Source organism: Streptomyces spororaveus, assembly GCF_016755875.1.
GTDB lineage: Bacteria > Actinomycetota > Actinomycetes > Streptomycetales > Streptomycetaceae > Streptomyces > Streptomyces spororaveus.
Genome location: NZ_BNED01000005.1, coordinates 4,571,710 through 4,585,795, shown reverse-complemented (window position 1 = coordinate 4,585,795; position 14,086 = coordinate 4,571,710). Strand labels below are relative to the sequence as shown.

The following is a 14,086-nucleotide window of genomic DNA, read 5'->3' as shown; positions in this document are numbered from 1 at the left end:
CGATCCCGTACGGGACCCGTGGCGGGACTCCATGCGCCTGGCGCTCCAGGAGGCCGCCCGGGCGGTGCCGGCCGGCGATGTGCCGGTCGGCGCCGTCGTGCTGGGCCCGGACGGGCGGATCCTCGCCACCGGGTACAACGAACGCGAGGCGGCCGGTGACCCCACCGCGCACGCCGAGGTGGTGGCACTGCGCCGGGCGGCCGCCGAGCTCGGGGAATGGCGCCTTCCGGGGTGCACCCTCGTGGTGACCCTGGAGCCGTGCGTCATGTGCGCGGGCGCGCTCGTGCAGTCGCGCGTCGCCCGGGTCGTCTACGGCGCGGACGACGAGAAGGCCGGTGCGGCCGGGTCGCTGTGGGACCTCGTACGGGACCGCAGGCTCAACCACCGTCCCGAGGTGATCCGCGGTGTCCTGGCGGACGAGTGCGCGCGGCAGCTGACGGACTTCTTCCGTGACCTCTGAGCCGACGGATCGGTCCGGGGTCCCGCACGCGTCCGGTCCAGGGTCCGGAAAAGGCCTGCGTACGGCCGTCGCGACGCCCCCGGACCCATCGATTTCAGCGGATGGGGTTCCTTAGGCTAGGATCCATCTCGGTAGTGTGTCCGAGTGGCCGAAGGAGCTCGCCTCGAAAGCGAGTATGGGGCAACCCATCGGGGGTTCAAATCCCTCCACTACCGCTTCGATCGAGAGCCCCGCCCCGTAAGGGTCGGGGCTCTCGGCGTATTCCGATCGCCTCTCTGGCGGACACCCGCGTGACCGCCCGCCCCCTCGGCCGTTGTCACGGCATGACCAAGACCCAGCGCATGCTCGCCGCCCTCGCCCTCGCGGGGGCCGCCGCGGGCCTCGCCGCACCCGCCGCCTCGGCCGCCCCGGTCTCCCCCCTCACCCTCCCGGACCTGCCGGCGGCCGCGCCGGGGATGCCGGCCGGGGCCCAGCCCACGTCCGTCCAGGAGATCGGGTCGCAGCTGAGTGCCGGCGCGAACCAGCTCAACGCGCTGATGGAGCTGCCGAACCAGCTGGCCCCCGTCATCGCGCCCGTACAGCCCCTCACGGACCTGGCCGGCGGCCTGGAGTAGCCAACCGGTTCCCGGTCCGCCTCCGCACGCCTCTCGTGCACCTCTCGTGCGCCTGCGAGCGCCCCGCGCACGCCCCGCAGGAACCGGCAGGAACCGGCAGGCCCGCCAGCAGCCCGGCAGACCGCCGGACCACGTGAAGAAGGTCCCGGCCGGAGCCGGGACCTTCGACGGGTGGGACGGGGGAAGTGGCATCGGGGGGACGAACCACTTCCCCCGACGAGGGCGGACCTGCCGGTCCGGGCCGCGTTCAGGGGGAAGCTCGCGGCTCGGACCCCGCAGTGAGGCCCTGCCCCTCACCCACCGGTTTCCTGCCAGAACCGGTGGGCTCCCACCCATCCTGTGCCCGCCTCGACCGCCCGCTCCACGGCAAAGGGCCCGGAGTACCGGGCCCTTGGTCCTTAAAGGACAGGTGAGTGTCCAATCTTGACCGGTTAGACTCACCCGACTTGCTCGGACCGGTTGGGGAGGCCGCCCGCACGTGGACACCAAGAAGCTCATCACGGGTGCCCTCACCGTGTTCGCCCTCTTCGTGATCATCACCCAGCCGAAGAGAGCGGCCGAGATCGTGGAAATAGGCTTCCAGGGGATATCGGATGCCGCCTCCGGCATCGGCGAGTTCATGACCGAACTGGTGCGCTGACCCGTACGCTGAAGCGGTTCCCGGACTTCCGGCCCCCCACTCCGACGGGTGGGGGGCTTTTTGTATACCCACCACTGGGCATATTGCCCTGCTATGCCCAACTTGCCCTCAACACGGCGATATACGGTGCTTGCGCACAGTGCACATCTCTTGTGATGCTATGACCGCTTTTGATGGATGAGAGTTGACTGAAGGGGTGGCGTGACCGTGCCGGCCAGTACTGCGCCTCAAGTGCCACCCCAGCAGGACCCCCAGGTGCCGCCCCAGCCGGAACCCCAGCGGGAACACCGCCCGGAGCCCCGCCCGGAGCCGCCCGAGGAGCCCCCGGTCGCGCCGAGACCCCCGAGCAGGGGCGCGGACACCCGGGCCCTCACCCAGGTCCTGTTCGGCCAGCTGAAGGGCCTGGAGCCGGGCACCAGCGAGCACAGCCGGGTGCGCGGGGCCCTCATCGAGGCCAACCTCCCGCTCGTCCGGTACGCGGCCGCCCGCTTCCGCAGCCGCAACGAGCCGATGGAGGACGTGGTCCAGGTCGGCACCATCGGCCTGATCAACGCCATCGACCGGTTCGACCCGGACCGCGGCGTCCAGTTCCCGACCTTCGCGATGCCGACCGTCGTGGGCGAGATCAAGCGGTACTTCCGCGACAACGTCCGCACCGTCCACGTGCCGCGCCGCCTCCACGAGCTGTGGGTCCAGGTCAACGCCGCCACCGAGGACCTCACGACCCTCCACGGCCGCACGCCGGCCACCTCCGAGATCGCCGAGCGGCTGCGCATCACCGAGGACGAGGTGCTGTCCTGCATCGAGGCCGGGCGCAGCTACCACGCGACCTCCCTGGAGGCCGCCCAGGAGGGCGACGGCATGCCCGGGCTGCTGGACCGCCTCGGCTACGAGGACCCGGAGCTGGCCGGAGTCGAGCACCGCGACCTCGTCCGCCACCTCCTCGTACAGCTGCCCGAACGTGAGCAAAGGATCCTGCTCCTGCGGTACTACAACAATCTGACGCAGTCACAGATCAGCGTGGAGCTCGGCGTCTCCCAGATGCACGTCTCCCGACTCCTCGCCCGGAGCTTCGCCCGACTGAGATCCGCAAACAGGATCGAGGCGTAACCGGAACGAGCGTAGATCATTCGCATGTTTCCCGACAGATCGGACTGATCGCCCTCCAGGCCTGTCTGTCGCTGGAGATATATGTCGACATGGCGCTACAGCGCGTTGCCGACATGTGACATTCTGCGTGAACCGCGTTTGCCGCAGCCCCGCCTCCGGTATTCAGGTGGAGGCTGCGTTCCTCCGACGGGCGCGCAGTACGCGACCGTCCGCGACCTCAAGGGGGTGGCATGTCCGTAGACCAGGGCAGCTCCAAGGTGCTCACGCTCGTCAAGAGCGCGCCTGCGCCCACAGCACCTGCAGCGTCCGACCGCTCGGAAGCCATCGACACCCGGACCCTCTCCCGCTCCCTCTTCCTGCGGCTCGCAGCCCTGGATGCGGACAGCCCCGAACGGGCGTACGTACGCGACACCCTGATCGAGCTGAACCTGCCTCTCGTGCGCTACGCGGCCGCCCGATTCCGCAGCCGCAACGAGCCGATGGAGGACATCGTCCAGGTCGGCACCATCGGCCTGATCAAGGCGATCGACCGCTTCGACTGCGAACGCGGGGTCGAATTCCCGACGTTCGCGATGCCGACCGTCGTGGGCGAGATCAAACGATTCTTTCGGGACACCTCCTGGTCCGTCCGCGTCCCGCGCCGGCTCCAGGAACTGCGCCTGGCGCTGACCAAGGCCAGCGACGAACTGGCCCAGAAGCTGGACCGCTCGCCGACCGTGCCGGAGCTCGCCGCCGTGCTCGGGGTCTCGGAGGAGGACGTCGTCGACGGCCTCGCCGTCGGCAACGCCTACACGGCCTCCTCGCTCGACTCGCCCTCTCCCGAGGACGAGGGCGGCGAGGGCTCCCTCGCGGACCGCCTCGGCTACGAGGACACCGCGCTGGAGGGGGTCGAGTACCGCGAGTCCCTGAAGCCGCTGCTCGCCAAACTCCCGCCCCGGGAACGGCAGATCATCATGCTGCGCTTCTTCGCGAACATGACGCAGTCGCAGATCGGCGAGGAGGTCGGCATCTCCCAGATGCACGTCTCCCGGCTGCTGACCCGCACCCTCGCGCAACTGCGCGTAGGCCTCATCGGGGAGTGATCCGGCGCCTCGCGCTTCCAAATTGACGATCCGTCAGGAAAACTGGCGCGATGCGAAAGGGATCGCGAGCCACCGCCGCCACCCTGCTCGCCCTGTGCTGCACGGCCGCCGCCGGCCTCACCGGCTGCGGCGGCCCGGCGCGGGACGGCTATCTCGCCGTGGGCGCCGCGGCCCCGGGCCCCGAACGGGGTGCGGGGGAGAACGTGGCACCCCGGGGCCAGGTGGAGTTCCAGCAGCTCGGCGGCCCGGACGCGGCGGGCGGATCCTCGGCGTCCGCCCGTACGTCGACCGCCCCCTCGGGATCCGGGACCCCGGGCGGCCCCGCCCCGGGCGGAGCCACGACCCCCGCCGCCGGCGGCTCCGCAGGCCCGCCCGGCACCCCCGCGGACCCGGGCCGCACCCCACCGTCACCCGGCACACCCGACAGGCCCGGCACGCCGACGAAGCCCACCGGCCCGTCCGCGCCGGGCACCCCGGGCACACCGAGCATCCCGGGCACACCGACGAGCCCGCCCGGCAGGCCGGGCACGACTCCGCCGGCCCCGCCCGCGTCCACTCCGGCCCGGCTGACGCTGTCCGCGCCGCTCCGGTCGGCCGCGGCCGACCGCTGGTGCGAGCGGGTCACCGTGACCTTCACGAACACCGGGACCACCGCCGCCCGTTCGGGCACGGTCAGCTTCGCGACGCACATCATCGGCGCCCTCGGCATCGACTGGGCCACGATCGCGACGAGCCAGCCCCTGCCGGCGCCACTGGCGGGCGGGGCCTCGAAGACGCAGACCTACACGGTGTGCGTGGAGTCCTGGCGGGTGCCGCTGGGCATGCACGTGGACACCCGGAAGGTCACCGCGACCTGGAGCTGAGCGGCCGGTGCGGCCGTCAGCGCATGACCAGCCAGACCGCCGCGCCGATCACGAGCACCAGGGCGAGGACCAGCCCCACCTTCGCGGCCGGGTTCGAGGACCCGGACCGCTGCTGCTCCGCGCGACGCTGCTGACGGGCTCCCGGACCCGCCTGCCGGGCCGGTGCGGCCTCCTCGACGAAGGCCTTGAACATCTGCGTGCTGCCCGCGGGGTCATAGTTGCCCTCGGGGACCTGTGAGTTGCGGTTGTCAGCCATGGAGCAGGACCCTAGCCGGTTTTCCGATTCCTTTACCGCCCCACCCCCCGGATTCATTTGCCTGTAGCAACCATGCGCTTCTATGGTTGCCTCAAGCAACGAGATGGGGAACCCGGTGACCGTGCAGACCGCTCCAACCCTGCAGAGCACTCCGAACCTGCAGAGCGCACCGACCCTGCAGAGCGCATCGAGCCCGCGCCCGCAGAACGCACCGGCCGTCCGGACGGCTCCGCCCGCGCAGGCCGCTCCGTACGCGGAGCTGGCCCGCCAGCTCACCGGAATCGGTGCGGTCAAGCGCGAGCTCGCCCGCAGCCTGCCCCCGGACTGCCCGCCCGGCGCCGCCGCCGTCCTCACCCTGCTCGACCGGCACGGGGAGATGCGGCTGAGCCGGCTGACCGAGTTCATGGGGGTCGACATCTCGGTGACCAGCCGGCACGTCACCCACATCGCCGACCGCGGCTGGATCGAGCGCGAGACCGACCCGGGCGACGGTCGCTGCCGGATCCTGCGGCTCACCCCGGCCGGGCGGGCGCTCCTCGCCGAGCTCGGCGCCCGCCACACGGCCTCGCTGGAGAGAGCCCTCCGCGACTGGTCCCCCCAGGACATCGACGTACTGAACACCCTGCTGGCCCGACTCCGATCGAGCTTCTGAACAAAGGAAAGACATGGCCCAGTCGGAGACGACGACCGACCATCCGCCCACGTCCGGGGGCACGTCCCCGGCCACTTCCGTGACCATGACCCACCCGCAGATCATGAAGGCGCTGTCCGGGCTGATGCTCGGCATGTTCGTGGCGATCCTGTCGTCCACGATCGTCTCCAACGCCCTCCCCCAGATCATCAGCGACCTCGGCGGCACCCAGTCCTCGTACACCTGGGTGGTCACCGCCGCCCTGCTGTCGATGACGGCCGCCACCCCGCTGTGGGGCAAGCTGTCCGACCTCTTCAGCAAGAAGCTGCTGGTCCAGATATCCCTCGTGATCTACGTCCTCGGCTCCGTGGTCGCAGGCCTGTCCCAGAACACCGGCACGCTGATCGCCTGCCGCGTGGTCCAGGGCATCGGCGTCGGCGGCCTCTCCGCCCTGGCGCAGATCGTGATGGCCGCGATGATCTCCCCGCGCGAGCGCGGCCGGTACAGCGGCTACCTGGGCGCGGTGTTCGCCGTCGCCACCGTCGGCGGCCCGCTGCTGGGCGGTGTCATCACCGACACCGAGTGGCTGGGCTGGCGCTGGTGCTTCTACGTCGGCGTGCCGTTCGCGGTCATCGCGCTGATCGTGCTCCAGCGCACCCTGCACCTCCCGGTCGTGCGCCGCGACGTCAAGGTCGACTGGCTGGGCGCCTTCCTGATCAGCGGAGCCGTCTCGCTGCTGCTGATCTGGGTCACGCAGGCCGGCGACTCCTACGCGTGGGTCTCCTGGCAGACCTGGGCGATGACCGGCGGGGCGCTGCTGCTCGGCCTGCTCTTCGTCCTCGTCGAGTCCCGCGCGAGCGACCCGATCATCCCGCTGCGGCTGTTCCGCAACAAGACCATCACCCTGGCCTCGGCGGCCTCCCTGTTCGTCGGCATCGCGATGTTCTCGGGAACGGTGTTTTTCAGCCAGTTCTTCCAGTTGGCCCGCGGTGAGTCCCCCACGATGTCCGGAATCCTCACGATTCCGATGATCGCCGGCCTCTTCGTCTCGTCCACGGTTTCCGGTCAGGTGATCACCAAGACCGGTCGGTGGAAGGCCTGGCTCGTCTCCGGCGGCGTCCTGCTGACGGCCGGTCTGGGTCTGCTGGGCACACTGCGCCACGACACCCCGTACTGGCACATCGCGATCTACATGGCGGTGACCGGCCTCGGTCTCGGCATGATGATGCAGAACCTGGTCCTCGCCACCCAGAACCAGGTGGCTCCCGAGGACCTGGGCGCGGCCAGCTCGGTCGTCACCTTCTTCCGCTCCCTCGGCGGCGCCATGGGCGTCTCCGCGCTGGGCGCCGTCATGGCCAACCGGGTCACGCACTACGTCCAGGACGGCCTCGCCGCGCTCGGCCCGAAGGCCGCGGCCCTCGGCCACGGCGGCACCGGCGGGGGCGGCATCCCCGACCTCGACAAGCTGCCCGCGCCGATCCGCGAGGTCATCGAGACCGCGTACGGGCACGGCGTCGGCGACGTCTTCCTCTACGCCGCCCCGTTCGCGCTGCTCGGACTGGTCCTGGTGGTGTTCATCAAGGAGGTCGCCCTGAAGTCGAAGCCGGCGGCGCACGCCCCGGCGGCGGCATCGGACGAGGCGGCGGCCCCCACCGAGCCCGCCGTCAAGGCCTAGGCGGTCAGGGCCGACGCCTAGGCGGTCAGGGCCGACGCCTAGGCCGTCCGGGCTGACGCCTTGGCCTCGATGCCCGCGATGAGGACGTCGAGAGCCAGGCAGAAATCGCCCTCGGGCGCCCGCCGGACCGTACTCCCACAGCCGTGCAGGAACTGGGAGACGGCCAGGTGGGCGCCCGTACGTGCACCATCGGCGAGACCCGTGGCATCCAGCAGCCGCTGGAGCGCGGCGTCGAAGGCCCGCGCGTGCGGGCCGATGTTCGGGAACGCGGCGGTGAGCGGGGCCACCCAGGGATGGTCGGCCAGCACCCGCCGGTAGCCGCGGGCCAGCGCCTGCAGCCGGGCCGGCCAGCCCGCCCCGCCGCCCTCCACCGGCGGCGGCCGCAGCTCGCCGAGCGCGCTGTCGAGGGCGAGTTCGAGCAGGTCCTGCTTGGTCTCCACGTACCAGTACAGGGACATCGCGGTGACCCCGAGCCCGGCGGCCAGCCGTCGCATCGAGAACCGGGCCAGTCCGTCGGCGTCGAGCAGCCGCACGGTGGCGGCGGTGATCCGCTCCCGGTCCAGCCCGGAGGGTGCTTCGCTGCGGCGTCTGGCGGGTGCGGCGGGCCTTGCGGCCAGCCACACGCTGATGCGGGTCTCACCGGGATCGGCCGCGGTCGCCATGCAGGCACCCTCCTCACGACAGGTGGATCAGCCCGGAATGCCCGGTCCGCCCCCTCGATGCTAGAGCCAGCGGGGCGGATCGGGCCGGATCGGACCGGATCAGGCTGAATCAGGTCGGATCGGGTTGGATCAGGTCGGATCAGGTCGCCGGGGTCGTCAGGTCGTAGAAGGTGGCCCCGCCGACCGTGGTCGGCTTGAAGGTGGCCTTGATCCAGGTCTCGATGTCCGTGCCGGTGCCACCGCCCGGACCGCCCGGGCCGGCCGGACCGCCGCCGCGGGTGTTCCCCTCACCGGCGCCGTCCGCACCGGCCATGGTGTTCTGGCCGATGAACCAGTGGATCTTCCCGTCCCTGACGTACTTCTGGAACTGCTCCAGCGTCGGTGAGGGGTCACTGCCGTTGAAGCCGCCGATCGCCATGACCGGTGCGCCGGAGGCCAGCTGATAGCTCGCCGCGTTCTGGGAGCCGATGGCGGCCGCCGCCCATGTGTAGGCGTCGGCGTCGGTGGTGAGGGCCTTCTTGGCCTCCGCGCTCACCCGGGCGCCGTTCAGCAGGCCGCCGGGGCCGCCCGCCCCGCCACCGCCACCGAACCGCTCGCCGCCACGTCCGCCCTGGCCGCCCGTACCGCCCTGGCCCGGCGGCATCCCGCCCTGCGGCATCCCGCCCTGCGGCCCGGCGCCCGGCATTCCGCCGTTCGGCACGCCGCCCCGGCCGCCCTGGCCCTGGCCCTGGCCGCCCGGGAACATCTCGCCTGCGCCGCCAGGGCCGCCGAAAGCCCCGGGGCCGCCCCTCATCCCGCCGGGGCCGCCCCGGCCGCCCGCCACCGCCGGACCGGCGGTCACGATGGAGCCGGTGTGCGCGGTGCTCACGGTGGTCAGGCAGTACGCGAACGGCCCGGCCAGTGCCGCCGCCACGCCCAGCGCGGCCGTTGCCTGCAGCGCCCGGCGCCCGGCCCGAGCGGCGAACGGCAGCGCGGCCGCGGCGAGCAGCCCGCCCACCAGGACCGCCCAGCGCAGCCACGGCAGATAGCCGGTGGCCCGGCCGAGCAGCACGTACGACCAGACCGCCGTCAGGGCGAGCGTGCCGGACAGGGTGATCGCGGCGACCCGGCCGCCCCGCTCCTCCCACAGCACGGCGGCACCCATGCCGATCAGCGCGGCCACGAACGGCGCCAGTGCCACGGTGTAGTACTCGTGGAAGATGCCCTGCATGTAGCTGAAGACGACCGCGGTGATCAGCAGCGAGCCGCCCCACGCCAGGAAGGCCGCCCGGGCCATGCCCTCCAGCGTGTCGGTGGTCCGGCGGGCCCGCCAGGTGATCACCAGACCCGCCACCAGCAGCACCAGGGCCGCCGGCAGCAGCCAGGCGATCTGTCCGCCGATGTTGCCCGAGAAGAGCCGGTCGATGCCCGTCTCCCCCCAGCCGCCGCCACCTCCGCCTCCGGCGCCGCCGCGGCCGCCGCCCCCCACGCTGCCGGTCTCGTTGCCGTTGATCCGGCCGAGTCCGTTGTAGCCGAGGGTCAGCTCCAGGAAGGAGTTGTTCTGCGAGCCGCCGATGTACGGGCGCGAGGAGGCCGGCCACAGTTCGACGACGGCGACCCACCAGCCGCCGGCCACCACCATCGCGAGCCCCGCCAGCAGCAGCTGCCCGAGCCGCTTGCGCAGCCGGGTGGGCGCGCAGACGGCGTACAGCAGGGCCAGCGGCGGCAGGATGACGAAGGCCTGCAGGGTCTTGGTGAGGAAGGCAAAACCGACCGCCACCCCGGCCCAGACCAGCCACTTCGTACGGGCGCCGTCGAGGGCGCGCAGTACGCAGTACACGGTGACGGTCAGCAGCAGGGTCAGCAGCGCGTCGGGGTTGTTGAAGCGGAACATCAGCGCGGCGACGGGCGTCAGCGCGAAGGCGGCGCCGCTCAGCAGCCCGGCCCCGGGACCGAACTGGCGGCGTACGGCGGCGTACAGCACCCCGGTGGTCGCGACGCCCATCAGGGCCTGCGGTACGAGGATCTGCCAGGCGCCGAGCCCGAAGAGCCGGACGGACAGCATCATCGGCCACAGGGCCGCCGGGGGCTTGTCCACGGTGATGGAGTTGCCGGCGTCGGAGGAGCCGAAGAAGAAGGCCTTCCAGCTCTCGCTGCCCGCCTGCACGGCGGCGGAGTAGAAGGAGTTGGCGTAGCCGGAGGAGCCCAGGTCCCACAGGAGCAGGGCGGCGGTGGCGATCAGCAGCCCGGCCAGGGAGGGGAGTTCCCAGCGGGGACGGTCGACCGCGAGGCGGCCGGTACCTGCGCGGGCCTCGGGAACCGGGAAGAGCGAGGGTGCTGCCGTGGTCATCGGATGTCGTCCTTCACGTTCACGGGAGTGTCGCGCCGCTCGGGGAAGACCCAGGCGCGGAAGAGCAGGAAGCGCAGCACGGTGGCGGCGAGGTTGGCGGTGATCAGCACGGCCAGTTCCGTGCTGTGCGCGGGATCGGCGGTGGCCGCCCCGAGCGCGGCGAGGGAGCCGCTGGTGAGGGCCAGCCCGATGCCGAACACCACGAGGCCCTGGGCCTGGTGGCGCACGGCCCGGTCCCGGCCGCGCACCCCGAAGGTGAGCCGGCGGTTGGCGGCGGTGTTGGCGATCGCGGAGAGCAGCAGCGCGGCCCCGTTGGCGAACTGCGGGCCGGTCCCGGCACGGAAGGCGGAGTACAGGAGCAGGTAGAACACGGTGGACAGCGCTCCGACGGCGCAGAAGCCGAGCAGCTGGCGGGCCAGTCCGCCCTCCACTCCGGGCAGTGCGGCACGGTCGCGCGGATCGTCGCCGAAGGGGCGGGCGAGCCGGTCCAGCGGGAGCGCGCCGACCGCCAGTGCCCGGCCCACGCGCCAGACACCCCTGAGGTCCTCGGTGGCGGTCCGGACGATGTGGACGGTGGAGTCGGGGTCGTCGACCCAGTCCACCGGAACCTCGTGGATCCGCAGCCCGGCCCGTTCGGCGAGGACGAGCAGTTCGGTGTCGAAGAACCAGCCCGTGTCCTCCACCAGCGGCAGCAGCCGCTCGGCGACCTCGCGCCGGATCGCCTTGAATCCGCACTGCGCGTCGCTGAAGCGGGCGGCGAGGGAGGAACGCAGGAGAAGGTTGTAGGCGCGCGAGATGAACTCCCGCTTCGCGCCCCGCACCACCCGTGAGGACCGGGCCAGGCGGGTGCCGATGGCGAGGTCGGAATGACCGGAGATCAGCGGTGCGACCAGCGGCAGCAGGGCGTTGAGGTCGGTGGAGAGGTCCACGTCCATATAGGCGAGGACGGGGGCGTCGGAACCGGACCACACCGTACGCAGGGCCCTGCCCCGGCCCTTCTCCTCCAGCCGGGTGCTGCGTACGCCGTCCAGTGCGGCGGCGAGCCCCCGTGCCACCTCGGGGGTGCGGTCGGTGCTCGCGTTGTCGGCGACCGTGATCCGGAAGGGGTAGGGGAAGGTCCGGGTCAGGTGCTCGTGCAGTCTGCGGACGCACGGGCCGAGGTCCTTCTCCTCGTTGAAGACCGGGATCACCACGTCGAGGACGGGCTCGCCGGGCACGGGCGCGAGGGGCGCCCGTGCCGGGAGGGCCCCGGGAGAGGTGTCGGTTCGCATGGTCCGACACTCGCGGGGCGCCCTGTCACCGCTGTGTGCTGAGCCTGTGCCCTGCCTGTGAGTCCGGCAGATCCGGAAGGTCCGGCAGGTCCGGCCGATGCGGTCCCGCGTGCGGCAGCAGGACCTCGAAGCAGGTCCGTCCGGGCTCGCTCCGTACGCCGACCCGCCCGCCGTGCGCCGTGACCACGGCCTGGACGATGGCCAGCCCGAGCCCGGTGGAGCCCGCCGCACGGGAGCGGGAGGCGTCACCGCGTGCGAAGCGCTCGAAGACGCGGGGGAGGAGGTCGGGCGCGATTCCGGGCCCGTCGTCCTCGATCCGCAGCCGGACGGCGGATGTTTCACGTGAAACGTGCGCGGTGACGGTGGTCCCCGGCGGGGTGTGCGTACGGGCGTTGGCGAGCAGGTTCACCAGGACCTGCTGGATCCTGGCCGGGTCGGCCCGGATCGGGGCCGGCTCCTCGGGCAGGCTCAGGCGCCAGTGGTGCTCGGGACCGGCGGCCCGGGCGTCGCTGACGGCGTCGACGACGAGCGGGGCCAGATCGGTGTCGGCGTCGCCGGTGGAGAGCGGGCGGCCCGCGTCGAGCCGGGCCAGCAGCAGCAGGTCCTCGACCAGGCCGGTCATCCGGGTGGCCTCGGACTCGATCCGGCCCAGGGCGTGCCGGGTGTCGGGTCCGGGCTCCTCCCGTCCCCGGCGCGTCAGTTCGGCGTACCCGCGGATGGACGCGAGCGGGGTGCGCAGCTCGTGGCTGGCGTCGGCGACGAACTGGCGGACCTGCATCTCGCTCTGCTGGCGGGCGGTGAGGGCGGAGGAGACATGGCCCAGCATCCGGTTGAGGGCCGCGCCGACCTGGCCCACCTCGGTGCGGGGGTCGGCCTCTGTGTCCGGCACCCGCTCATGCAGGGCGGGTTCGCCCGTGTGGAGGGGGAGCTCGGAGACCCGGGTGGCGGTGGCGGCGACCCGGCGCAGGGGGCGCAGGGCGACCCCGACGAGGGCCTGACCGGCGAGGGAGGCCGCGATCAGCCCGGCCAGGGTGACGCAGAGCTCCACGCCGACCAGGGTGCGCACGGTGGAGTCGACACCGCTCAGGGGAAAGCCGAGGGCGAGGGTGCCGTCGGGCGCGATCAGCACCCGGTAGCTGCCGAGCCCGGGGAGCTCCGCGTCCACCGGCTGCGGCCTGCCCTCCGCGACGTTCCGGGCGGCCCGGGCGAGGGCCGTGCCCTGGGCCTCGGTCAGCGGCGGCGGCTGTTCGGCCGACCAGCCCTCGACGCGCACGTTGCGGGCCGTCCCGACGACGGTACCGGCGGGATCGAGGCGGATCCCGGCGGCGTCCAGCGGGCTGCCGGGAGCCATGACGAAGCCGGCGCTGTTCTCCCGGGCCGGCTTCCCGCCGGGCGCCCGGACGGCCATCCGCACGGAGGTTTTCAGCTGTCCGTCGAGCTCGGTGACGAGGTACGAGCGCAGGGCGAAGGTGGTGACGGTCCCGATGGCCGCGCCCACCACCGCGATCAGTACCACCGCCGAGACGACGAGCCGGGTGCGCAGCGACCAGGGCCGGCGGCCGCGCGGCCGCCGTTTCGTGCGGAGGGTCACTACTCGGCCGGCTTGATCAGGTAACCGGCGCCGCGCCGGGTGTGGATCATCGGCGGCATACCGATACCGCTCTCCAGCTTCCTGCGCAGGTAGGAGATGTAGAGCTCGACCACGTTGGCCTGGCCGCCGAAGTCGTAGGACCACACGCGGTCCAGGATCTGGGCCTTGCTCAGCACGCGCCGCGGGTTGCGCATCAGGTAGCGCAACAGCTCGAACTCGGTGGCGGTCAGGTGGATCTCGCGGCTGCCCCGCACCACCTCGTGGCTGTCCTCCTCCAGCCGCAGGTCGCCGACGGCCAGTACCGAACCGCCTCGAGCGGCCTGCGCCGCGCCGGAGCGCCGGACCAGGCCGCGCAGCCGGGCCACGACCTCCTCCAGGCTGAACGGCTTGGTGACGTAGTCGTCGCCGCCTGCTGTGAGGCCCGCGATCCGGTCCTCCAGCGAGTCCTTGGCGGTCAGGAACAGCACGGGGACCTGGGGGATCTCCCGGCGCAGCCGCCCGAGGACGGCCAGGCCGTCCATGTCGGGAAGCATGATGTCGAGGACGACCACGTCGGGCCGGAACTCCCGGGCCGCCCGCACCGCGCCCGCCCCGTCGCCGGCGCTGCGGACCTCGCAGCCCTCGTAGCGCAGGGCCATGGACAGAAGCTCGGAGAGCGAGGCCTCGTCGTCGACGACGAGTACCCGGCAGGGTCCGCCGTCGGGCCGTACCAGGGCCGTCGGGTGGTTGGTGGACGTGGACGCATGGGAGGTGGTCGTCGCAGTCATACCGGACACGCTGTCCGCTGCCTCTGAGAGCGTTCTTGTGCCTACCTGTGAATTTCCTGAGAAAGGGAGGCCCGGAAGAAGGAGACGGAAGGGAGGGCGGAGGGAGGGAGGGAGGGAGGGCGGGCGGAGGGAGGG

Annotated in this window: 13 protein-coding genes, 1 tRNA gene and 1 pseudogene; 9 read left to right on the top strand and 6 right to left on the bottom strand. The window is 72.3% G+C overall.

Annotation, left to right across the window (positions count from 1 at the left end):
• Positions 1 to 31 precede the first annotated feature (31 nt).
• From tadA to Sspor_RS22990, 7 genes are all read left to right on the top strand, one after another.
• A complete protein-coding gene (gene tadA, locus Sspor_RS23020; RefSeq protein WP_237404360.1) occupies positions 32 to 460 on the top strand; it encodes a tRNA adenosine(34) deaminase TadA in 429 nt (142 codons plus the stop codon).
• 130 nt (positions 461 to 590) lie between these two features.
• Positions 591 to 675: transfer RNA gene (locus Sspor_RS23015), tRNA-Ser, on the top strand.
• Between the two features lie 108 nt (positions 676 to 783).
• The gene (locus tag Sspor_RS23010) at positions 784 to 1,074 is read left to right on the top strand and encodes a hypothetical protein (RefSeq protein ID WP_158781067.1); all 291 of its coding nucleotides are present in this window, start codon (positions 784 to 786) and stop codon (positions 1,072 to 1,074) included.
• A 478-nt stretch (positions 1,075 to 1,552) separates the two neighbouring features.
• Entirely contained in the window at positions 1,553 to 1,714 is a 162-nt protein-coding gene (locus tag Sspor_RS23005) for a hypothetical protein (RefSeq protein WP_167745563.1), read from the top strand.
• A 207-nt stretch (positions 1,715 to 1,921) separates the two neighbouring features.
• A complete protein-coding gene (locus Sspor_RS23000; RefSeq protein ID WP_372499690.1) occupies positions 1,922 to 2,824 on the top strand; it encodes an RNA polymerase sigma factor SigF in 903 nt (300 codons plus the stop codon).
• A 230-nt stretch (positions 2,825 to 3,054) separates the two neighbouring features.
• Positions 3,055 to 3,906: an RNA polymerase sigma factor SigF gene (locus tag Sspor_RS22995; RefSeq protein WP_202200826.1), complete on the top strand. Its 852-nt coding sequence runs from the start codon at positions 3,055 to 3,057 to the stop codon at positions 3,904 to 3,906.
• A 50-nt stretch (positions 3,907 to 3,956) separates the two neighbouring features.
• Positions 3,957 to 4,769 carry a hypothetical protein gene (locus Sspor_RS22990; protein WP_202200825.1) on the top strand — a complete coding sequence of 271 codons (813 nt, stop codon included), beginning with the start codon at positions 3,957 to 3,959 and terminating at the stop codon, positions 4,767 to 4,769.
• Between the two features lie 16 nt (positions 4,770 to 4,785).
• On the opposite strand, the gene Sspor_RS22985 is transcribed toward Sspor_RS22990, so the two are convergent.
• A complete protein-coding gene (locus tag Sspor_RS22985) occupies positions 4,786 to 5,025 on the bottom strand; it encodes a hypothetical protein (RefSeq protein ID WP_202200824.1) in 240 nt (79 codons plus the stop codon).
• A gap of 259 nt (positions 5,026 to 5,284) precedes the next feature.
• Between Sspor_RS22985 and Sspor_RS22980 the strand changes: the two genes are divergently transcribed.
• Together Sspor_RS22980 and Sspor_RS22975 are read left to right on the top strand one after the other, a co-directional pair.
• Positions 5,285 to 5,677 carry a MarR family winged helix-turn-helix transcriptional regulator gene (locus Sspor_RS22980; protein ID WP_237404359.1) on the top strand — a complete coding sequence of 131 codons (393 nt, stop codon included), beginning with the start codon at positions 5,285 to 5,287 and terminating at the stop codon, positions 5,675 to 5,677.
• 85 nt (positions 5,678 to 5,762) lie between these two features.
• Positions 5,763 to 7,322, top strand: a pseudogene (locus tag Sspor_RS22975) (MDR family MFS transporter); the annotation flags it as partial.
• Between the two features lie 47 nt (positions 7,323 to 7,369).
• Here Sspor_RS22975 and Sspor_RS22970 read toward each other — a convergent pair.
• From Sspor_RS22970 to Sspor_RS22950, 5 genes are all read right to left on the bottom strand, one after another.
• Complete coding sequence (locus Sspor_RS22970) at positions 7,370 to 7,993, bottom strand: TetR/AcrR family transcriptional regulator (protein WP_202200823.1); 624 nt, start codon at positions 7,991 to 7,993, stop codon at positions 7,370 to 7,372.
• A 139-nt stretch (positions 7,994 to 8,132) separates the two neighbouring features.
• A complete protein-coding gene (locus Sspor_RS22965; protein WP_202200822.1) occupies positions 8,133 to 10,322 on the bottom strand; it encodes an ArnT family glycosyltransferase in 2,190 nt (729 codons plus the stop codon).
• A complete protein-coding gene (locus tag Sspor_RS22960; RefSeq protein WP_202200821.1) occupies positions 10,319 to 11,593 on the bottom strand; it encodes a bifunctional glycosyltransferase family 2/GtrA family protein in 1,275 nt (424 codons plus the stop codon). The genes Sspor_RS22965 and Sspor_RS22960 overlap by 4 nt, the downstream gene beginning before the upstream one ends.
• Positions 11,594 to 11,618: 25 nt before the next feature.
• On the bottom strand, positions 11,619 to 13,184 hold the full coding sequence (locus Sspor_RS22955) for a sensor histidine kinase (protein ID WP_202200820.1): 1,566 nt from the start codon (positions 13,182 to 13,184) through the stop codon (positions 11,619 to 11,621).
• On the bottom strand, positions 13,184 to 13,951 hold the full coding sequence (locus Sspor_RS22950) for a response regulator transcription factor (RefSeq protein ID WP_272934843.1): 768 nt from the start codon (positions 13,949 to 13,951) through the stop codon (positions 13,184 to 13,186). Before Sspor_RS22950 ends, Sspor_RS22955 begins: the two co-directional genes overlap by 1 nt.
• Positions 13,952 to 14,086: the final 135 nt, after the last annotated feature.